The sequence below is a fragment of the Nonomuraea sp. NPDC048916 genome (assembly GCF_040649575.1).
GTDB lineage: Bacteria > Actinomycetota > Actinomycetes > Streptosporangiales > Streptosporangiaceae > Nonomuraea.
The window spans coordinates 22,126-39,633 of sequence record NZ_JBEZFS010000040.1 but is presented as its reverse complement, the minus strand read 5'-3'; the positions used below and the strand labels follow the sequence as shown (position 1 = coordinate 39,633).

The 17,508-nt window shown below is 69.0% G+C and carries 20 protein-coding genes and 1 pseudogene; 12 read left to right on the top strand and 9 right to left on the bottom strand.

Translation table 11 applies throughout. The annotated features are described in order from the left end of the window. Window positions 1–143 precede the first annotated feature (143 nt). Window positions 144–1,454, bottom strand: a complete 1,311-nt coding sequence (locus AB0C16_RS32675; RefSeq protein WP_357688630.1) for a HAMP domain-containing sensor histidine kinase — start codon at window positions 1,452–1,454, stop codon at window positions 144–146. 402 nt (window positions 1,455–1,856) lie between these two features. After that, entirely contained in the window at window positions 1,857–2,540 is a 684-nt protein-coding gene (locus AB0C16_RS32670) for a TetR/AcrR family transcriptional regulator C-terminal domain-containing protein (RefSeq protein ID WP_357688629.1), read from the bottom strand. An 81-nt stretch (window positions 2,541–2,621) separates the two neighbouring features. Between AB0C16_RS32670 and AB0C16_RS32665 the strand changes: the two genes are divergently transcribed. The 4 genes from AB0C16_RS32665 to AB0C16_RS32650 all read left to right on the top strand — a co-directional run bounded on the left by AB0C16_RS32665 (window position 2,622) and on the right by AB0C16_RS32650 (window position 5,153). Continuing rightward, window positions 2,622–3,122 (top strand): nitroreductase/quinone reductase family protein, encoded by a 501-nt coding sequence (locus AB0C16_RS32665; RefSeq protein WP_357688627.1) that lies wholly within the window; start codon window positions 2,622–2,624, stop codon window positions 3,120–3,122. Between the two features lie 112 nt (window positions 3,123–3,234). Further along, the gene (locus AB0C16_RS32660; RefSeq protein ID WP_357688625.1) at window positions 3,235–3,819 is read left to right on the top strand and encodes a hypothetical protein; all 585 of its coding nucleotides are present in this window, start codon (window positions 3,235–3,237) and stop codon (window positions 3,817–3,819) included. Further along, complete coding sequence (locus tag AB0C16_RS32655; RefSeq protein WP_357688623.1) at window positions 3,807–3,986, top strand: helix-turn-helix transcriptional regulator; 180 nt, start codon at window positions 3,807–3,809, stop codon at window positions 3,984–3,986. Before AB0C16_RS32660 ends, AB0C16_RS32655 begins: the two co-directional genes overlap by 13 nt. A 444-nt stretch (window positions 3,987–4,430) precedes the next feature. Next, window positions 4,431–5,153, top strand: coding sequence for a VOC family protein (locus AB0C16_RS32650; protein ID WP_357688621.1), 723 nt, complete (start codon window positions 4,431–4,433; stop codon window positions 5,151–5,153). Between the two features lie 211 nt (window positions 5,154–5,364). Here the strand turns inward: AB0C16_RS32650 and AB0C16_RS32645 are convergent, their stop codons facing one another. After that, a complete protein-coding gene (locus AB0C16_RS32645; RefSeq protein ID WP_357688619.1) occupies window positions 5,365–6,549 on the bottom strand; it encodes an amidohydrolase family protein in 1,185 nt (394 codons plus the stop codon). Window positions 6,550–6,731: 182 nt separating this feature from the next. On the opposite strand from AB0C16_RS32645, the gene sigJ reads away from it, so the two are divergent. Together sigJ and AB0C16_RS32635 are read left to right on the top strand one after the other, a co-directional pair. Then, on the top strand, window positions 6,732–7,643 hold the full coding sequence (sigJ, locus tag AB0C16_RS32640) for an RNA polymerase sigma factor SigJ (RefSeq protein WP_357688617.1): 912 nt from the start codon (window positions 6,732–6,734) through the stop codon (window positions 7,641–7,643). Between the two features lie 83 nt (window positions 7,644–7,726). Continuing rightward, window positions 7,727–7,909, top strand: a pseudogene (locus AB0C16_RS32635) (FAD-dependent oxidoreductase); the annotation flags it as partial. Window positions 7,910–8,116: 207 nt separating this feature from the next. Here the strand turns inward: AB0C16_RS32635 and AB0C16_RS32630 are convergent. Then, window positions 8,117–8,719, bottom strand: coding sequence for a DUF3995 domain-containing protein (locus AB0C16_RS32630; RefSeq protein ID WP_357688615.1), 603 nt, complete (start codon window positions 8,717–8,719; stop codon window positions 8,117–8,119). 474 nt (window positions 8,720–9,193) lie between these two features. Here AB0C16_RS32630 and AB0C16_RS32625 point away from each other — a divergent pair, with 474 nt between their 5' ends. Continuing rightward, window positions 9,194–9,850 (top strand): TRIC cation channel family protein, encoded by a 657-nt coding sequence (locus AB0C16_RS32625; RefSeq protein ID WP_357688613.1) that lies wholly within the window; start codon window positions 9,194–9,196, stop codon window positions 9,848–9,850. Window position 9,851: 1 nt separating this feature from the next. Here the strand turns inward: AB0C16_RS32625 and AB0C16_RS32620 are convergent, their stop codons facing one another. After that, the gene (locus tag AB0C16_RS32620; RefSeq protein WP_357688611.1) at window positions 9,852–11,114 is read right to left on the bottom strand and encodes an amidohydrolase; all 1,263 of its coding nucleotides are present in this window, start codon (window positions 11,112–11,114) and stop codon (window positions 9,852–9,854) included. On the opposite strand from AB0C16_RS32620, the gene AB0C16_RS32615 reads away from it, so the two are divergent. Then, window positions 11,113–11,319 (top strand): hypothetical protein, encoded by a 207-nt coding sequence (locus AB0C16_RS32615; RefSeq protein WP_357688609.1) that lies wholly within the window; start codon window positions 11,113–11,115, stop codon window positions 11,317–11,319. The two genes, AB0C16_RS32620 and AB0C16_RS32615, sit on opposite strands and share 2 nt — an antisense overlap. A 153-nt stretch (window positions 11,320–11,472) precedes the next feature. Here AB0C16_RS32615 and AB0C16_RS32610 read toward each other — a convergent pair whose 3' ends face one another. Further along, the gene (locus AB0C16_RS32610; RefSeq protein ID WP_357688607.1) at window positions 11,473–11,895 is read right to left on the bottom strand and encodes an LLM class flavin-dependent oxidoreductase; all 423 of its coding nucleotides are present in this window, start codon (window positions 11,893–11,895) and stop codon (window positions 11,473–11,475) included. 175 nt (window positions 11,896–12,070) lie between these two features. Further along, window positions 12,071–12,997: an FAD-dependent oxidoreductase gene (locus tag AB0C16_RS32605; protein WP_357688605.1), complete on the bottom strand. Its 927-nt coding sequence runs from the start codon at window positions 12,995–12,997 to the stop codon at window positions 12,071–12,073. Between the two features lie 285 nt (window positions 12,998–13,282). Between AB0C16_RS32605 and AB0C16_RS32600 the strand changes: the two genes are divergently transcribed. Both AB0C16_RS32600 and AB0C16_RS32595 read left to right on the top strand, forming a co-directional pair. After that, complete coding sequence (locus AB0C16_RS32600; RefSeq protein ID WP_357688603.1) at window positions 13,283–13,735, top strand: hypothetical protein; 453 nt, start codon at window positions 13,283–13,285, stop codon at window positions 13,733–13,735. Window positions 13,736–13,790: 55 nt separating this feature from the next. Continuing rightward, window positions 13,791–14,273, top strand: coding sequence for a DUF3995 domain-containing protein (locus AB0C16_RS32595; protein WP_357688601.1), 483 nt, complete (start codon window positions 13,791–13,793; stop codon window positions 14,271–14,273). Between the two features lie 83 nt (window positions 14,274–14,356). Here AB0C16_RS32595 and AB0C16_RS32590 read toward each other — a convergent pair whose 3' ends face one another. After that, on the bottom strand, window positions 14,357–15,280 hold the full coding sequence (locus AB0C16_RS32590) for an RNA polymerase sigma-70 factor (protein ID WP_357688599.1): 924 nt from the start codon (window positions 15,278–15,280) through the stop codon (window positions 14,357–14,359). After that, on the bottom strand, window positions 15,277–15,630 hold the full coding sequence (locus AB0C16_RS32585) for a hypothetical protein (protein ID WP_357688597.1): 354 nt from the start codon (window positions 15,628–15,630) through the stop codon (window positions 15,277–15,279). The genes AB0C16_RS32590 and AB0C16_RS32585 overlap by 4 nt, the downstream gene beginning before the upstream one ends. Before the next feature lie 259 nt (window positions 15,631–15,889). On the opposite strand from AB0C16_RS32585, the gene AB0C16_RS32580 reads away from it, so the two are divergent. Together AB0C16_RS32580 and AB0C16_RS32575 are read left to right on the top strand one after the other, a co-directional pair. Next, a complete protein-coding gene (locus AB0C16_RS32580) occupies window positions 15,890–16,657 on the top strand; it encodes an SDR family oxidoreductase (protein ID WP_357688595.1) in 768 nt (255 codons plus the stop codon). Between the two features lie 508 nt (window positions 16,658–17,165). Beyond that, window positions 17,166–17,486, top strand: coding sequence for a plasmid stabilization protein (locus tag AB0C16_RS32575; protein ID WP_357688594.1), 321 nt, complete (start codon window positions 17,166–17,168; stop codon window positions 17,484–17,486). Window positions 17,487–17,508: the final 22 nt, after the last annotated feature.

Sequence of the window (17,508 nt, the reverse complement as noted above, 5' to 3'; positions counted from 1 at the left end):
GGTACGTGCCGCGGGCTGATCTTAGGCGGCTGGCGTCTCGGGTGTCGAGTGGGCCTCTGAGGTGGCTGCCAGGCGGCCTGCCGCGCCAGTTGAGGGCGATGTGGGAGAACGACAAGGCGGGGACGGTGTTCGCTGCGGCCTGGCTAGTGCGGAGAATTGGCTACGGGTTCGGGGAAGAGCGGGAGTCGCACTTCGAAGCGGGCGCCGCCGGTGACGGAATCCCCGACGACAATGGTTCCCGAGTGGGCGTGCACCACGTCCCTGGCGATCGCCAAGCCCAAGCCGGTGCCGCCGTGGTTGCGGCTGCGGGCCGAATCCAGCCGGGCGAACCGTTCGAAGATCCGCTCGCGATCGGCATTGGCGATTCCGGGGCCGTCATCGCAGACCGCCACCAACGCATCGTCCCCGTCTCGGCGTACCTCGATGTCGACCTGGTGCCGGGCGTGCCGCTGCGCGTTGTCCAGCAGGTTGGTCAGCACCCGGTTGAGCTGACCGGGCACACCCTCCACTGCGACGCCGTCCTCCAGACTCGACCGAACGAGCACGCGATCGGTCCGTCGGTTCAGCTCCGAACGCGTCACCTCCGCCAGGTCGACCCGCTCACGCACACACCTCGCACCTTGCTCCAGACCGGCCAGCAACAGCAGGTCTGTCAGAATCGCCTGTAGGCGGTCGATATCGCCCAGAGTATGGTCCAGCAGCGTGTCCACATCCACGTCATGCGGGTACATCTGCGCTTCTTCCAACTTGACCCGCAACCCCGCCACCGGGGTGCGCAACTCGTGCGAGGCATCGGCGACGAACCGCCGCTGCTCATGCGTGGCCCGCTCCAGCCGCACCAGGGTCTGGTTGAGGGTATGGATCAACCGGGCGATCTCATCGTCTCCCACCGGTTCGGCAATGCGATTACTCAGATCACTGAAGGTGATCTTGGCAAGCTCCGACTGAATCGCGTCCACCGGTTGCAGGATGCGCCCCGTGACCTTCCACGAGATCCAGCCCATGCACGCGACCAGAACCACAGCCTGCCCGGCCACGATGGCGTCCACGAAGCCGGTGGACGTCAGGGCCGTGGTGTGACGGGCGGCGTAGATGACCGGAGAATCAGCCCTGGAATCGACCCGAAGCGCCGTAAGGCGAAGACACCCCGGTCCGATGTTGGAGCAGGTTTGCAGATTCTGCAGCGGATTGTTCGGCGTGGGCCGGGCCGTGCTGATCGGCGACTGGTTCTTGGCCGCCGAAGATGTGGCGATGACACGCCCATTCCGTCCTACGACCTGCACCACGTCGACTCCCGGCACGGTCGGTGCTGTCGCGCGGGGCAGGTAGCCCCCGCGAACGGCCGCCGCCACCACGATCGCCTGTTGCTCCGTGTCCTGCCACACCATATCGGCGATCATGTGCGAGATGACCGTGCTCACCACCAATGCCATGGGGATGAGGACGAGCAGCATGGAGACCACGCTCAGCAGCGTGAGTCGCCCGCGAATCGACCGTGGGCGCAACTTAGAGAAAATACCCACATTTTCAAGCTAGTAGGGCTAGCCCGTGCCGCCCTAAGGCTATGGGAAAGCCTTAGCCAAGAAGCGTTTCCGCGATCCCGGGCCCCAAGCAGGCCGACCTTGGTGGCGTGCCCGGCGGTGGCGACGAGGGAAGAGGCGATCGGGTCGTTGGTGAAGGTGATGTTCTTGAACGCGCTGTCGAGCACCTCGGGCTTGAGCGGCTTGCCGGTCAGCTTCTGCAGCGCGGCGTTGGCGGTCTGCGCGGCGCCGGCGGGGGTCGGAGCCCTAGCGCTCGGTGGAGCCGATGACACGGCATGTCGGTAGCGAGGGATGGCACGCTGGCCCGGTGAACGTCTACCGTTCGTCCGGGCCGACCTCGCCGGCGGCCTGGGGGCCGCTGGACGGGGAAGCGGTTCGGGAGGCGTCGAAGCCGTGAAGCAGGGCTTCGAGGGCGAAGTCGAAACGGGATATCGGGTCGGACTTCTTGAGGGCCTCGAAGAAGAGCGGGTAGGCGTCGACGTCGATTGACCGGCCCCGCGGCTGATCGGGCGGGCAGGCTGGAATGGGGTCCAGGTGAGCGGCGACGTGTCCCAGGACGAATGCGGCCAGGGAGCGCACCACGTCGTAGGCCTGTGTCAGCTCGAACCCCGACGAGCGGAGCGATTCCAGCACGGTCTCCATTGTCCGCAGGTTCTGCGGGGTCATCGCGGGCCGGGAGGCGGCCAGAGGGATCAGGTTCGGGTGGGCGGAGAGTACGGCCAGGAACGAATGGGCGTACTCGCGGAGGCTCTCCTGCCATGACGAGACGCCCAGTGGCGGGACGGTTTCGGATAGGAGCTGTTCGACCATCCCATCCAAGAGCGCGTTCTTGTTCGGGACATGGTGGTACAGCGTCATGGCCTCCACGCCGAGCTCGGCGGCGATCCGGCGCATCGACAGGGCCGCGAGGCCCTCCTGGTCGGCAAGGCGTACCGCCGCCTGGAGGATGGCCTGCCGGGTCAGCCCAGCCCGTTGCCCCCGCCCTCGTTTCGCTGTCACAACGCCCCCTGCTTGACGATTCTTATGATGTAAGAATAGCGTGCAAATATACGTTGTAAGAATCAGTGGGGTTCGACATCAATGCTCAATCAGACCATCAGGGCCTTCAAGAGTTGGCAGTACCGCGGGGGCCGGCCGCGGACGTGGGCCCGGATCGAGAACCGGCTGTGGGCCCTCGCCTTCGCCGCAGGCATCATGCCGGACAGAGCGGCCACGCTCGAGATCCGCGGCCGCAAGTCGGGCCGTCTCATCTCCTTCCCAGTCGCCATCGCCGGCCACGGCGGTGAGCGCTATCTCGTCGCGATGCTCGGCGAAAAGACGAACTGGGTGCTCAACGCGCGGGCCGGCGACGGGCGGGCGGTGCTGCGCCACGGGCGTCGCGAGGAGATCCGGCTGGTGGAGGAGCTCTCCGACCAGCGCGCCGCGATCCTCCGCCGCTACCTGCAGGTGGCGCCGGGGGCGCGCCCCCACTTCCCCATCGACCGCCACGCCGCGCTGGAGGAGTTCGAGCGCATCGTGGACCGCTACCCCGTCTTCCGCATCACCTCCCCAGAGAATCAGTCATCCACAACCTCACCGTGACCTGGGCCCAGACGGCACCGGCTGCTGGTCGTCCTTTCTCGGGCAGAATGGTCACGAAGTGTTGCGTAGGCAACATTCAGCTCGCCGATCAGCTCGGATAGGGATCGTCCACGTGGGGAAGTCGGAGCGGCGGAAACGCCCGTACGACGGGTCGATGGGGACGGCGGTACGCGTGGTCCTCGGTCCCCTGGCACGCGGGAGCACCTGTCGCCGCGGTGTCTTCCTGCTGCTCGGCGGCGTCCTCCTACTGCCGTACTCATTGCTCGCGGTGATGTTCACGCAGATGCTGACCGGCTCCGTTGTGCCGCGGGCACTCGTCCTGCTGTTCGGGGCCGTCGCGGCCGTGATCGTCGCCGTACCGGTCTTCGTATCCGGCAGCCGGGCACTGGAAATCGCCGCCGCGCGTGCCTTGCTCGACGTCGACCTCCCTGAGCCGGTGCCTGGCAGCCGCATCGACCCGGAGACCCGGCTGCGTTCGGCCCTGTGGATCTCGCTTCACCTGATCACGGGTGGTCTGATCACGTTCGGTCTGATCAGCGTCATCTACGGCGCCGCACGCGCCCGGCGGAGATGGCCGAGGCGATCCGAGTGGTGGCACGAGGCGAGTCGCCGCTCTTTCCCTCGGCGATCCGCCGGCTCGCGGCGTCGTACGGGGAGGCCGAGGGCCGAGGTGGCGACCGGCGTATGGCCAGGCTGACCGAGCGGGAAGCCGAGGTGCTGTGCCTGATGGCCACCGGCCTGTCCAACGGGGAGAAAGCGGCCGAGCTCGTGGTCGCAGTGGAGACGGTGAAGACACATGTCGGCAACGTGCTGGCCAAAACTCGGCGTGCGCGACCGAACCCAGACAGTGATCGCAGCATATGAGTCTGGATTTGTCTCCCGGGGAGCTGATCAGCGACGCCAGAGGCCCTCATTCGGCCAGACGCGCCGTTCCGCACCAGGACCACCAAGCCATGCGCACGACTCGTGCTGGGCCCCGGCGAGCGCCGGGTCGCAGGGGATCGGGCCAGGAATGCGATCAAACAGTCCTCCGGGAGCCTGGCCGGCCTTGGCCGCCTTGAGCAGTCGCTGCGCCCGGGCGTGCAGTTCGTCGCGGCCGCGCGCGGGACGTCGTGCGGGGCAAGTCCCTGACCGGCGGATCCAGAAGCTCGATCTCGATTGTCCTGATCGCGGACCGTGCGCCGGAAGCGTCCCCTCTGACTTATATGCGTTGGCGTCGCGTCCGCGAGCGGGCTAGCGTTGGCCTCCGTCATGCGCAGGATGACGTGCCCTGTCTGCGCCTGTGAGTCAATAGATTGGAGATGCGGGATGACTTCTCAGCTCGTCGCGCTCTGCTTCGATGCGAACGACCCGCTCCGTCTCGCGCGCTTCTGGGCGGGAGTCCTGGGCTGGGAGACGGCCGACGACCCCCACGATGGCATCACGCTCCTGCCGAACGATGACACCGGGTTCCGGATCCGATGTCTTCCGACCCAGGAGAAGAAGACCGGCCAGAACCAGATCCACTTCGATCTGACGAGCACGTCCCTCAAGGACCAGCAGCAGGCGGTGGCGAGGTCGCTCGAGCTCGGTGCGCGGCACATCGACATCGGGCAAAGCCCGGAGGACGATCATGTGGTGCTCGCCGACCCCGAAGGCAACGAGTTCTGCGTCATCGGGCCGGGCAACAAATTCCTCGCTGACTGCGGATTCATCGGAGCGCTCTCGTGCGACGGTTCGCAGGAGGTCGGGTACTTCTGGAGCGAAGCGCTGGGCTGGCCGTTGGTCTGGGACCAGGACCAAGAGACCGCGATCCGCTCGCCACTCGGCGGTCCGAAGATCTCGTGGGGCGGTCCGCCTCTGATGCCGAAGACAGGGAAGAACAGACTGCACTTCGACCTCGCTCCGCCTATGCACGGTGATCAGCAAGCGGAGGTCGACCGTCTCGTCTCCCTCGGAGCGACTCGAATCGACACCGGCCAGCACGGGGTCGGTCGGGTGGCGATGGCCGATCCTGATGGCAATGAGTTCTGTGTGCTGACCCCCCAATAGCGCGACCAGCCCCGGCGGCGCCGGCGAGGTCGACCCCGTTGCCGCGGAGCGGGGAGACCTTCGTCCCGCGGCACATTTGCGCCCTCGCAGCTCTTTCCTGCCGTATTCCGGCCGCATCCCTGCGACGCCTGATAGACGCGCCGGCCGGCACCCGATAGCTGATTCGCTCTGCCTCTGCCGTGCACGGCAGAGGCAGAGCGGGATTTCGGGTCTACCGCGCGGGCGCGGCGGCCTTTTCCAGGGAGCGGGCGTGGCCGGTCTGCCGGACGCCGCGCCGCCACACGTCGGCGATGTTGCCGACGGCGGTGATGTCGCGGGTCGGGTCACCGTCCACCAGCAGCAGGTCGGCGCGCAGCCCCGAGGCTATGCGGCCGCGGTCGGCCAGGCCGAAGTGCCAGGCGGGCAGGCTGGTGGCGGCGGCGAGCGCCTCTTCCGCGCTGAACCCCGCCGCGGTGAGCAGCTGCAGCTCGCGGTGCATGCCGGCACCGTGGGCAGGGACGAACGGGGTGGCATCGGTCCCGGCGAGCAGGGGCACGCCGGCTTGGCGCAGGGCCAACAGCGCGCCGACGGCGTTGCCGGAGCTGCCGGGGCGGGCGCAGTCGGCGGTCTCGACGTGTTGGGCGGTGATCGCCTCGAAATACGCGAGCGTGGTCACGACGAAGACCCCTTGGGCGCGGACCCGCTCGGCCAACTGCTGTGAGGCCGGGTCGTTCGGGGCGAGGTCGGTCCACACGTGGGCCAGACCATCGACACCGGCATCGAGCGCGACCTTCACTTCGGCTGTGGTGATCGCATGGGCGATCACCCGCAACCCGGCCTCGTGCGCCGCCTCGGCGAGGGCGACGGCGGTTTCCGGCGTCATGACCGGAAGGTCGGCACCGTGCACTGCGCCGTCGTCGATGACGATCTTGAGGTAGTCTGCTCCCTCCGCCAGCCGGGCCTGGACGAAGGCGGGTGCCTGCGCGGGATCGGAAACGAAGTCGATCGTCGCGGAGTCGAGGCCGTCGAGGATGGTCCCGGCCAGGGCCGTCAGCAACTGGGTCGGGTGCCCGCCGGGTGCGGCGGCCAGGGTGCCCGCGCTGCGAAGATCGGCCACGTCGTCGTTTTCGGCGGCCAGCCGCCGCTGCCCAGCGAGGATCTGCGGGAGGCAGAACATGTCGAGTTCGGTGGTGACCCCGTACCGCAGCGCCTGGGCGAGGCTGCCGTCGAACACGTGCGTGTGCGCGTCGATCAGCCCGGGCAGCAGCGTCTGTCCCGCCCCGTCGATCTCGACGTCAGCCGGGTGGTCGCCGCCTGTGCCGACCGTGACGATCAGATCGTCCTCGATCACCACGTCGGCATTCGCGACGGTTCGCTCGCCGTCGAACACGCGGACGCCGCGGATCAGTGTGCGCATCGGATTCTCCTCGGTGGTCGTGATGTCCGGGGAAACGCTCCCGGACGCCCTCCATAGAGGGAGGCCGGCCACCGGTTGTGACATCGCCGCGGAAGACCGTGGCGTACATCACACATCAGCCGTCCATGTCACAGTCACGACGTGATGGATCTCTTCGGTCGTGACAGGCAAGGAGGCATGCCATGACATCGACCCCACGGGATGCGGCGGACGACGCCGTCACCGAGCGGTTCCTCAGTTATCGCGAACTGCTTTTCTCGGTGGTCTACAACATGCTCGGCAGCGTCGCCGACACCGAGGATGTGCTGCAGGAGGTGTGGCTGGCCTGGTCCGCCCGCCACCGCAAGCCGGACACCCAGCCGGTCGACAATCCCCGGGCCTATCTCGTTCGGATCGCGGTGAACCAGGCGCTGGCCAGCCGCGCAGACCTTAGCCGCCGGCAGGAGACCTACGTCGGCCCCTGGCTGCCGGAGCCGCTGGTCACGGACGAAGGCGACGTCACCGGCGCCGTCGAGCGCGCCGAATCGTTGTCCATGGCGGTGCTGGTGGTGCTGGAAACCCTGTCACCGCTGGAACGGGCGGTGTTCGTGCTGCATGAGGTGTTCGGCTTCGGCCATCCGGAGATCGCGGGCATCCTCGACCGCTCGCCGGCGGCGGTGCGCCAGCTCGCGGCCCGGGCGCGGCGGCACGTTCACGCGCGCCGCCCACGTCATCGGACCGAGCCGGACATCCACGCCCAGGTCACCGAGCGATTCGCTGCGGCCGCCCTCGGCGGTGACCTGACGGCCCTGCTTGAGGTGCTGGCGCCTGAGGTGACCCTGTGGACCGACGGCGGAGGCAAGGGGCCAGCCACCAGCCTGCAGCCCGTACACGGCCGCGACCAGGTCGCCGCGCTGTTCATGTCCGTCGCCGCGACGCTGCCCACCGACGGGCTGGACATCCGCTACAGGCGCGTGGCCGGTGACCCATGCGCGCTCGTCTTCTCCGGCGACAGCCCGCTCGCCGCGGTAGTCGTGGATCTCACGCCTGACGGTGACCGGATCGCCGGCATCTACTCGGTCACCAATCCGGACAAGCTCACCGGGATCCGCTGATCACAGCGTCTCGTAGTCCTCACGGAAGGAATTCCCACGTCGGGCAGGGGCTCAACCTCGGCATCCAGGACGCGTTCAACCTCCAGACCGGCCGGCTTTCGGTGGCGGGCTGGGCAGATCGGGTCGGCCACGTCGTCGACGGCAGCGAGGAACTGGACGTGCCCGCGGTGCTGCTGCGGCCGGACGGACACGTGGCGTGGGTCGGTGAAGATCAGCAGGGGCTGCTCAGCCGGCTGCCCAAGTGGTTCGGCGCTGCCGTCGGCTGAGCGCGCAGTTGTGGCTCGAAAGGGTGGGGGCTGTCTCCGGCAGGGTCGGCAGGGTCGGCGCGGTCGGTGCCGTATCCCGCCGGCTCCAAGCCCCCGCGAAGTACGACGACCCCAGCAAGGTCGATCTCATCGAAATTTCCTGATCCGTAGTTAGGGACGTTCCGAGGTAGCGGGTGCTTCCCGGGATGTCCGAGTAGCGGACGTGGCTCATCCCACGATGAAAGTGCCGATCACCCCGGTTGCGCTCAGCATGCCGACCGCGGTGAGGACCGCGATCGCGACCCCGGCGCTGATCAGCCATCGGCGCCTCGCCCTGCCGGCGCTCAGGCTCGCCATGGCGAGCCAGGCCCACAGGAGCCCTTCCACCAGGAACCACGGCTCGTTGAACAGGAGATCCTGAAGATCGGCCGTGCGATGGTCGATCGTCGTCCAGAACGGCAGATCCAGATGCATCACGCCGGCCAGGCTCAGCACCCGCTGGATGCCGTTGATCAGGGCGTGCATGACGCATCCCACCGTCACCGCCCAGCACAGGGCCTGCAGAACGCGTCGCCCATGGGACCGGCGCCACAGCGGCAGCGTCGCCACCGGCAGCACCGCGGCGACCAGCAGGATGCCCGCCCCGAACGCGTTGACCATTAGCCACTGCTCATGCGACACGGGTGTGCCGAACATGCCGAAGGTCCCGCCCAGCGCGTAGTAGGCCCGATAACAGCAGTAGAACAGGCCCCACACACCCAGCACGATGCTGATGCGGACCCTCTTCGCCGCTGCGCCGCGCAGGCCGGTGACCTGCGCATTTTGCTCCATGACTGTCACGGTTTCCCCCGAACGTGTTCAAGACCAGGCGCCAGCATGGCAGGCCACCTCTGAGATAGAGCTGAGAGGCTGAGACGGAGCTGAGAAGCCGGACTCCTGCGGGGCGGACACGTCTTGAATGCGGTCTCGACAGGGCTTACCGTGACTGACCGCATTTCCAAGGGACCGAGCGGTCTGGGGCAGACCAAGTAAGCGCGAAAGGGGCACCGACTCCGGGCGGGGTGATCAGCGGGTGCAAGGACGGCTTCCCGCTCTTCAACGTCGATCCGGCGACCCTGCGGCAGCTCCGCAGCCGGCCGCCGTTGATGCTCGGCATGGACGGCGCGGAACACTCCGCGGCCCGGCGTCCGGTGATCGGCGAGTTCACCGTGAAGCGGCTGGCGGACCCGAGTGGGGCCTCGAGTGAAGCTCAAACCCGGGGCGTCTCATCAGCGAAAACGCACCCATGACGGGTATCCATGCCAGGTGAACGCCGAACCGCCGCTGCTGCTCGCGCTCGACCTGGCGGGCACCTTCGCGTTCGGGCTCAACGGCGCGCTGACCGCGGTGCGCGCCGCCCGGCTCGACATCGTCGGCGTGGTCACCCTCGGCATGGTCACCGCGTTGGGCGGTGGGATCATCCGCGACATCCTGATCGACTCCTTGCCGCCCGCCACGTTCAGCGACTGGCGCTACCTGGCGGTCGCGGCCGCGAGCGGCCTGGTCGCGTACGGCTTCGGGCGGCGGCTGGAGCGGCTGGCTGGGCCGATCATCGTGCTTGACGCCGTCGGGTTGAGCCTGTTCGCGGTGACCGGGGCGAGCAAGGCGCTGGACTTCCGGCTCGGCATCGGACAGGCGATCATCCTCGGCGCGATCACAGCCGTGGGCGGCGGCACGCTGCGCGACGTGCTCATCCGGCGGATACCCACGGTGCTGTACAGCGAGCTGTACGCCATCCCCGCCCTGATCGCGGCCGCGATCACAGCGGTCACCGTCCGCACCGGCGTCTACGGGATCCCCGCCGCGATCGGGGCCGCCACCGCCTGCTTCGTCGTCCGGATGGTGGGCGTCCGCTTCGGCCTCAACGCTCCTGGCCTGCCGGGCGCACAGGACGGCGGCCCCGGTGGCGCGGACCGACGGTGAGTCAGCGAGCGAGCCACGCGAGAGCGGCGACGACCAATGCCTGGGTGCCGGTGTCCAAGGTGGGCTGCGGGACCGGGGCGAATGCGGCGGAGTGGTTCACCGGGATGTCCTGCGCCACGCGGCCGGCGGCCTCGGCCCTGCGATAGATCTCAGGGTCGATGCCGCCGATGCCCCAGTAGGTGTAGGGAATTCCCAGAGCGTTCGGAATGTCGCTGAAGTCCTCGCTGGCGGTCTGCCGGCCCATCGGCCCGGCTCGGTCGCCGAAGAACTCGCCGAACGCGGCGGCCACCCGGCCGGTGGTTGCGGGATCGTTGTCGGTCAGCGGGAAGCGGTCGAACAGCTCGATCTCCGGAGCCTTCGGGCAGCCCGACGCCTGGCACTCCGCGATGACGATGCGGCGCACCGCGTCCAGAATCGCTCTTCTGGTCCGTTCGCCGTAGGTGCGGATGTTGAGCTCCAGCACGGCGTGATCGGGGATGACGTTACTCTTCGTGCCGGCCTGGACGCTGCCGACCGTGACCACCGAGGACTCCCCCGGCGGGGTCTCACGGGAGACGATGGTCTGCAGCCGGATCACGATCATCGCCGCGAGGACCACGGGGTCGACGGCCGCCTGCGGCATCGAGCCGTGGGCTCCGCGCCCATGCACGGTGACGCGCGCGCTGTCGGCGGCGGAGAGCACCGGACCGGCATGAGTGCCGACGCGTCCGGCCGGTGCCGGCAGCACGTGCTGTGCCAGCGCCACGTCCGGGGGCGGAATCAGTCCGGCGAGGCCGTCGTCGAGCATGGCCCGCGCGCCGTCGCCGGTCTCCTCGGCCGGCTGGAACAGCGCCACCACCGTGCCTCCCCACCGGTCGCTCCCCTCGGCGAGCACCTGGGCGGCGCCGAGCAGGCAGGTGACGTGCACGTCGTGTCCGCAAGCGTGCGCGACCGGTATCTCGCGCCCGCCGGGGTCGGCGGTCGTGACGGTGCTGGCGTACGGCAGGCCGGTCGCCTCACGCACCGGCAGGGCGTCCATGTCCGCCCGGAGCAGCACCGTCGGACCGTCCCCGTTACGCAGCACCCCGACCACGCCGGTGCCGCCGACACCCTGGTGCACCTGAAAGCCGGCCCGGCCGAGGCGCTCGGCGACCTTCGCGGCGGTCCGCCGCTCATGGTGGGACAGCTCCGGGTGCCGATGCAGGTCCCGGTAGAGATCCTCCTGCCATCCCCGCACGGCCCCGAGACGGGCCGGCATCGATGACGCGGATGACATGGCAGCCATGACGCCCTCCTCGTGGCGGCGGTGTGACGGCCTTCCCAGACGCACTCCCTCTTTCGAGGCTAGGCCCGCGGGCGCCCTGCTGTGGAACTACCGCCAGGACTCCTACGCGGGCCGCCCGATCAAGCGGCTCGACGTCGCCATCCTCGACGCGAGCACACCCACGCCGACCATGCCCGGCGTCCCGAGCTGGTCTGGCGCCACCTGACCGAGACCTCCCTGCTCGCCCGATGGTGAACGCCGGACGACCTGCGCGTCTCCGAATCGCCGGGGTTGGGCGGCGACTGTTCGACGACGGCCTGCCGGCGTCGACGTGGACGCTCACACATCAGGAGGGGGCAGCCTGCGGGCCGGTGTCGCACTACTTCGCGATCGCCTCGCGGACGGACGGGACGACCTCCTGGGCCCAGCAGGCGGTCCACACGGGAGGCGCGGCGACGGGAGCGGGCTGGATCTGGTTCACCTGGTAGTGCTTGCCCTGGTAGGTGACCGGAGGGCCGCCGCCCGACAGCGCCGACAACGACGTCGCCATCCTGGCCAGCATGGGAGCGGGCCGGGTCGGCAGGTTGGTGACGTTGGCGAAGCCGGAGATATGCCGCGTACGCCCGAGGATGAAGCCGAGCGCGGCGTAGGCGTCCAGGCGCTCACCGATGTAGGGGTGGTCCGACAGGGTGAAGATGTCGAGCCCGTCCCGGTCGGCCTGCTGGGCCATGCGCAGCAGCTCAGGTATGTCGTCGATGCCGGGATGTGTGCCAAATCCGAAGACGACGTTATGTGCGGACAATGTGCTGCCTTTCCGTGCAGGTGTGGGCCGATCGCCCGGAGTCGCCGCGGGAGGCGCCACCCTCTTTCTGCTTGCGCAGGACGCCGCCGAGCACTCCGCCGTTCAGCGGCGACCACGGGATCAGGCCCGGCCCGTGTCGAAGAAGTTGATGCCGTGCTCATGCGCACGGTCCATGTCAGGCGGCGAACTGCTCGGTGAAGCGGCCGGTGAAGAGGTCGGCCCCCTTGTACGCCGAGACAGTCTCGGCCGGGACGACGGCCGGTCCGTCAGGGGTGGGCAACTGGCCGACCCCCCCACGCGGGCCGAGCGGAAGCAGGATCATGGGGTGGGGCAGCGGCTGGTAGGTGGCCGCCGGCTGCTCGCCGCGCAGCTGGGCGATGATGTTCTGGGCCACCACCTCGGCATGCCGCATCGCGTACCCGGCCATCTTGGCCTCGGCGATGTCGGTGATGTCGCCGATCGCGTAGACGTGGTCGTACCCGTGGACGTTGAGGGTGTCGGTGACGGGCACCTGCCCTTGCGGCGTACGAGTCGTCAGCCGGCCGTCGGCGAGGCAGTCGGTGTTGACGCGCACGCCGTGCGCACGGAACCAGATGTCGGCGGTGATCTCGTGCCCGCCGGTCGTGGTGACGGTGAAGGTCGCCGCCTGGCCTGGCTCGATCGGCGGCGGTGCGGTCAGGCCGGTGCTCAGCCGCAGGTGGATGCTCAAGTCGTCGAGCTGGCGGTGCAGCTCCGCGCGCAGTTCCGCGGGGAAGGCGGCCAGCAGCCGCTCGGCCGGGTCGACGATGGTCACGTGCTTGTGCGGCCAGACTTCCTTGATCTCGCCGGCCAGTTCCAGGCCGACCGGCCCGGCCCCGAGGATCAGCACCCGCTCGGAGCCGGCCAGCTCCTTGTGGGTCCTTCGCAGGTCGTCCAGGACCTCGTCCGTGGAGTCCGAGGTGGGCTTGGCGGGGTAGGTGTAGCTGGAGCCGGTGGCCAGGACCAGGTAGTCGGCCTCGACCCGCCGGCCTGAGGACAGGGTGACACCGCCGGGGTCCACGGAGGCCGCGCGATCGCGCACCACCGTGCCGTGCCTGAGCCATCGGTCGTAGGGGAAGAACATGTTGCCCGCCCAGTCGGGCTGGGTCAGCGCCCGCAGCGAGCCGCGCAGTAATGCCTCCCTTTTGGCCGCTGACGGGACTTTCGTTCCGATGCTCGTCAGCCCCCTGCTCGGCTCGGACTCGAAGGGCGGGAGGCACGCGCCAGGTCCGCGAGTGATCTTGCTGCGGTGCTGTGGCGAGCGCCGACTCGATCCAAGGGGAACCGCTCTGGCGCTCCCCTCACAAGGGGAGGCGCCTCCCTCGCTATGGGGAGTAATGTCCGGTTCGCGGCCTCTACAGTTGCAGTCATGGTTGATTCTGATCGTCCACGAAGCTGGCCGGCCTACGCGGTGGCGATGCTGTTCCTCGGCTACGCCGTGGGGAAGGCCGCCTTCGCTCTGCAAGCCCGGCTCGGGTTTCCGGGCGGCCCGCCCGTGTCAGCTGCCGAGACCGGAAGCTACTTCATGGACGCGGCCACCGCACAGTGGTTCGCAACCGCGTCCGGCGTGTTGGGTGCGTGCGTCGCCCTCGCCACGGTCACGACGCTGGGGCGCAGGGTGCCGAGAACGTTGATGCTCCTCGTGCTGGCCGGGATGCTGCTGGCCGTTGGCGGCGGCGCGGGGATCATGATCGTGGACGCGTTCGTCGGCATGGGTGTGGGTTGGCAGTGGTACCACGGGGTCCTTGGAATCCTTGTGATCGGGCTGTTCCTGGAGATGATCCGGTCCTACGCGGCGGCGACGAGACGTGTCGAGGGCTGATCGGGCGCGGGTGGGCGCGTACGGGGCTGCGGTGTGCGCCGCGGCGTACGGATCGATGAAACTTGCCCAAGCGCTGGGGGCCAATGCGCTGGCCGACAAGGATCCGCTGCCTCCGCACCTGCGCGAACTGCTGCTCGCACGTGATCCCATGTTCGTGGCGAGCCACTGGTTGCTGGCCGGTGCCGCGGTGGTCGGTGTCATCGTCGCGCTAGCCACCGTGCGGCCCTGGGGTTTGACCGTCCCGCGCCGGCTGCTGCTCACGATCGTCTGGACGCTGGGCGTCTTCATGATCGCCCGGTCGATCGGGGTGCTGGGGTTCGGGTTTGCCGGCGACGCACTGCTGCTGACCGGGGTCCGCCCGGCGCCGGTCGAGCATGCCGCGCTGGCTCGCACCTTGGCACTCTGGGATCTGCTGCTGTGGTCGCCGTTCTTCCTGCTCTGGGGGATGTGCTGGGCAACGGCCGGATGGCGGCTAGGCCGGCGCGGCTCGCTCGCCAAAAACAGGCGGAATGCCCCGTCTGCGCAGGTCGGCGCATGAGGAATACGCCTGGTCGGCCAGGCGACCGCGCCCGACCGGCTGACCATTGATGGTCCAGCTTGGAGCGCAGTCGGCTCTTGCGGTCAATCCGTGCGCCGGCGGGCCTGGTTCGCCTCGCGGATGACCGCCCAGGCGTCCGCCACCGGGCCCAGGTGCCGCAGCTTGTCGGGGTTGATCACCGCGCGGATCGTCTGGATCTGTCCGTCGAGGATGTCGAACGTCAAGGCGTTGACGACCTTGCCGTCCCGGTCGCGGAAGATCGCGCCCGGCTGGCCGTTCACCTCGCATGGCTCCACGACACCGCCGATCCGAACGAGCGGCGCGACGATCGCGGCCAGCATCCGGGCCACGTTCTCGACGCCGAAGATGCCCTTGCCCCAGGTCGGGGCCTTGCCGCCACTGTCGCCGACCAGCTGCACGTCGGCGGCGAGCAGCTCCCGCAGCCCGTCGACGTCACCTTCCCGGAAGGCGTCGAAGAATCGCTCGGCGAGTTCTTCTCGCTCCTGGCGATCCGCCTCGAACCGAGCGCGTCCCGCGTCCATGTGGCGGCGCGCCCGCACCGCGAGCTGGCGGCACGCCGCCTCCGAGCGCCCCACCGCCGACGCGACCTCACCGAAGCCGAACCCGAACACCTCCCGCAGCACGAAGACCGCGCGCTCGAGCGGGCTGAGCCGCTCCAGCAGCAACAGGGCCGCCATCGACACCGAGTCGGCCAGCTCCGCCGAGCGCTCCGGATCCTCATACGGATCGGCCAGCAGCGGCTCGGGGAACCACCGCCCGGGGTACTCCTCCCGCCGGACGCGCGCAGAGCGCAGCACGTCGATCGCGATCCGGGACACCGTGGCCGACAGGAACGCCTTGGCCGACGCGGGTTGTGTCGGGGAGGCCTCGTAGCGCAGCCAGCTCTCCTGGACCGCGTCCTCGGCCTCGCTCACGCTGCTGAGAATCCGGTAGGCGATGGAGAACAGCAGCGGGCGCAGCTCCTCGAACTCCTCGGCCCGGGTCACGCCAGTTCCTCCTCGAAGCCCTGGCGCCAGGCCAGGACGGTGGCGCTGGCCGCGTCGTCGAGACGCGCCCACGAGCTGTAGCCGGTGCCGCCCCCGACGACCGGGTACTGCCGCCTGCGCACGAGCTCGGCCTGATCGCCGGGGGTGCCCGGCCCGTAGAACACCGCCTCGCCGACCGGCCTAGCGTCCAGTCCGTCCATCACGACCGCCTCCGCGCCCAACTGCCCCAACTGCCCCAGCAGGCCCAGCTTGGCCGCGCACGTCGCCGTCACCTCGTGGCCACGCGCCACAAGCTGCGGCACCAGCCGCCGCCCCAACACCCTGGACCCGCCGGCCACGAACACCCGCACGACCATCACCTTCCCGACGTAAGTGTCTCCCCTACCTGAGACGAGACAGCCCGGCCGCCTGTGACATGGGAGGCAGGACGGTCGGAAAAAGATCGTTCACGGCGGCTGGTCGATGCCCCGCAGTTTCGTGGAGCAGTGAGCCGGCAGGCGGCGCTTGAGGAGATGCGCCGGACGCACCCTCTTTCCTCCCATGTCACAGGCGGCCGGGCTGTCTCGTCTCGGGTAGCGGGGACAGACACTCTCGGACAGGAGTTTGATCATGAACGGGCACACCACACACCAGAAGGTGGCATTGATCACCGGGGCGAACAAGGGGATCGGCCGCGCGGCCGCTGAGCAGCTCGCCGCGCTGGGCATGACGGTCCTGATCGGCGCCAGAGACCCGCGGCGCGGTGAGGAGGCCGCCACGGCGGTGCACGCGGCGGGCGGCGACGCGCACGCGGTCACCATGGACGTCACCGACCCGGCCACCGTTCAGGAGGCCGCGAGGTGGGTCGAGGAGCGCTTCGGCCACCTTGACGTGCTGATCAACAACGCCGGCATCACCGGTTCCGGGCAGGTCTCGCCTCAAGACGCCCATGATCAAGTCCCGAGCTCCGTCGACCTGGACATGGTCCGGGCGGTGTTCGAGACCAACGTCTTCGGGGTGATCGCGGTGACCAATGCCATGCTCCCGCTGATGCGGCGATCGCCGGAGCCGCGCATCGTCAACGTCAGCAGCGCCGCCGGGTCGCTGACCATCGCCGCCGACCCGGACGGCCCGCTGGCGGGGCTGCCGACGTCGGCCGCGTACACGCCCTCCAAGACCGCGCTGAACGCGCTGACCGTGCAGTACGCCAATGAGTTGCGGAAGGACGGCGTCCTGGTCAACGCCGCCGACCCCGGCTTCGTCGACACGGACATCAACAACCACACCGGGTACCTCACCACCGCGCAGGGTGCCGCTGTCGTGGTGCGCCTGGCCACGCTCGGCGCGGACGGACCGACCGGCGGGTTCTTCAGCGAGGGCGGCCCGGTGCCCTGGTGACGGTCAGGTGAGTAGGCCGGCGGCCGGTGTGCCCGGCGGCTCAACTCCTGGCTCACCAGGACGGACCAGGCCCAAGATCGAACTGTTACCCGTCAACGTCTCAGGCGATCCCCTGAGTGGCAGGATTCCGCAGGTCAAACCGCGCCAAGCGTGCGGCTGACCGGTCTTCAGGCTGGTGTCGTGGCCAGCAGAGTAAGGCGGTTTGCCCGGACCGGTGCGGGTAGGGGAAGCATTCGCCCGCCAAGCCGTCGCCCATCACGCGGGAGGCACCCGTAGCCGATCACGAAGACGACATCATCACCATCCTCACCACCGGCCACCGTGAGGTCGAGCAGATGTCCGCCGAGTTGGAGACACTCCTGCCCGCGGGCGAGCACGACCAGGTCCGGCACGTCACCGAGGCGTTGCCCGACGTCCCGGTCGGCGACCTGCTGAACCCGCCGACCAGCGACTGGAAGGCGGCGTACACGGCGGGGGCACCGAGTCCATTTGTGAAAGGTGGCATCTCATGCCTCGTGGATCGAGCCCGAAACGGGAACGGCAGTACGAGCACATCAAGCAGAGCGCGAAGGAACGCGGCGAGAGTGAACGGCGCGCCACCGAGATCGCCGCGCGCACGGTGAACAAGGAGCGAGCGCGGGCCGGTGAGGCCAAGACGGCCAGCCGTACCTCCACCGACGACATCTCCTCTTCGCGGCGCGGTGGGCTGCGCTCCCACTCGGGAGCCGGGGGCCGCACCCGCGACCAGCTGTACGCAGAGGCCAAACGGCGCAACGTCAAGGGCCGCTCCAAGATGACCAAAGCCCAGCTGCTGCGGGCCCTCGGCTAGACCTGAAACGTCCACGGTGGCC

What these genes read in the sequence shown, in the direction of transcription:
- AB0C16_RS32605 (WP_357688605.1), bottom strand. Translation starts at nt 12,997, where the DNA reads ATGTTCTTCCCCTACGACCGATGGCTCAGGCACGGCACGGTGGTGCGC.
- AB0C16_RS32650 (WP_357688621.1), top strand. Translation starts at nt 4,431, where the DNA reads ATGACTTCTCAGCTCGTCGCGCTCTGCTTCGATGCGAACGACCCGCTC.
- AB0C16_RS32595 (WP_357688601.1), top strand. Translation starts at nt 13,791, where the DNA reads ATGAAACTTGCCCAAGCGCTGGGGGCCAATGCGCTGGCCGACAAGGAT.
- AB0C16_RS32665 (WP_357688627.1), top strand. Translation starts at nt 2,622, where the DNA reads ATGCTCAATCAGACCATCAGGGCCTTCAAGAGTTGGCAGTACCGCGGG.
- AB0C16_RS32580 (WP_357688595.1), top strand. Translation starts at nt 15,890, where the DNA reads ATGAACGGGCACACCACACACCAGAAGGTGGCATTGATCACCGGGGCG.
- AB0C16_RS32575 (WP_357688594.1), top strand. Translation starts at nt 17,166, where the DNA reads ATGCCTCGTGGATCGAGCCCGAAACGGGAACGGCAGTACGAGCACATC.
- AB0C16_RS32620 (WP_357688611.1), bottom strand. Translation starts at nt 11,114, where the DNA reads ATGGCTGCCATGTCATCCGCGTCATCGATGCCGGCCCGTCTCGGGGCC.
- AB0C16_RS32675 (WP_357688630.1), bottom strand. Translation starts at nt 1,454, where the DNA reads ATGCTGCTCGTCCTCATCCCCATGGCATTGGTGGTGAGCACGGTCATC.
- sigJ (WP_357688617.1), top strand. Translation starts at nt 6,732, where the DNA reads ATGACATCGACCCCACGGGATGCGGCGGACGACGCCGTCACCGAGCGG.
- AB0C16_RS32645 (WP_357688619.1), bottom strand. Translation starts at nt 6,549, where the DNA reads ATGCGCACACTGATCCGCGGCGTCCGCGTGTTCGACGGCGAGCGAACC.
- AB0C16_RS32655 (WP_357688623.1), top strand. Translation starts at nt 3,807, where the DNA reads ATGGCCAGGCTGACCGAGCGGGAAGCCGAGGTGCTGTGCCTGATGGCC.
- AB0C16_RS32600 (WP_357688603.1), top strand. Translation starts at nt 13,283, where the DNA reads ATGGTTGATTCTGATCGTCCACGAAGCTGGCCGGCCTACGCGGTGGCG.
- AB0C16_RS32630 (WP_357688615.1), bottom strand. Translation starts at nt 8,719, where the DNA reads ATGGAGCAAAATGCGCAGGTCACCGGCCTGCGCGGCGCAGCGGCGAAG.
- AB0C16_RS32615 (WP_357688609.1), top strand. Translation starts at nt 11,113, where the DNA reads ATGACGCCCTCCTCGTGGCGGCGGTGTGACGGCCTTCCCAGACGCACT.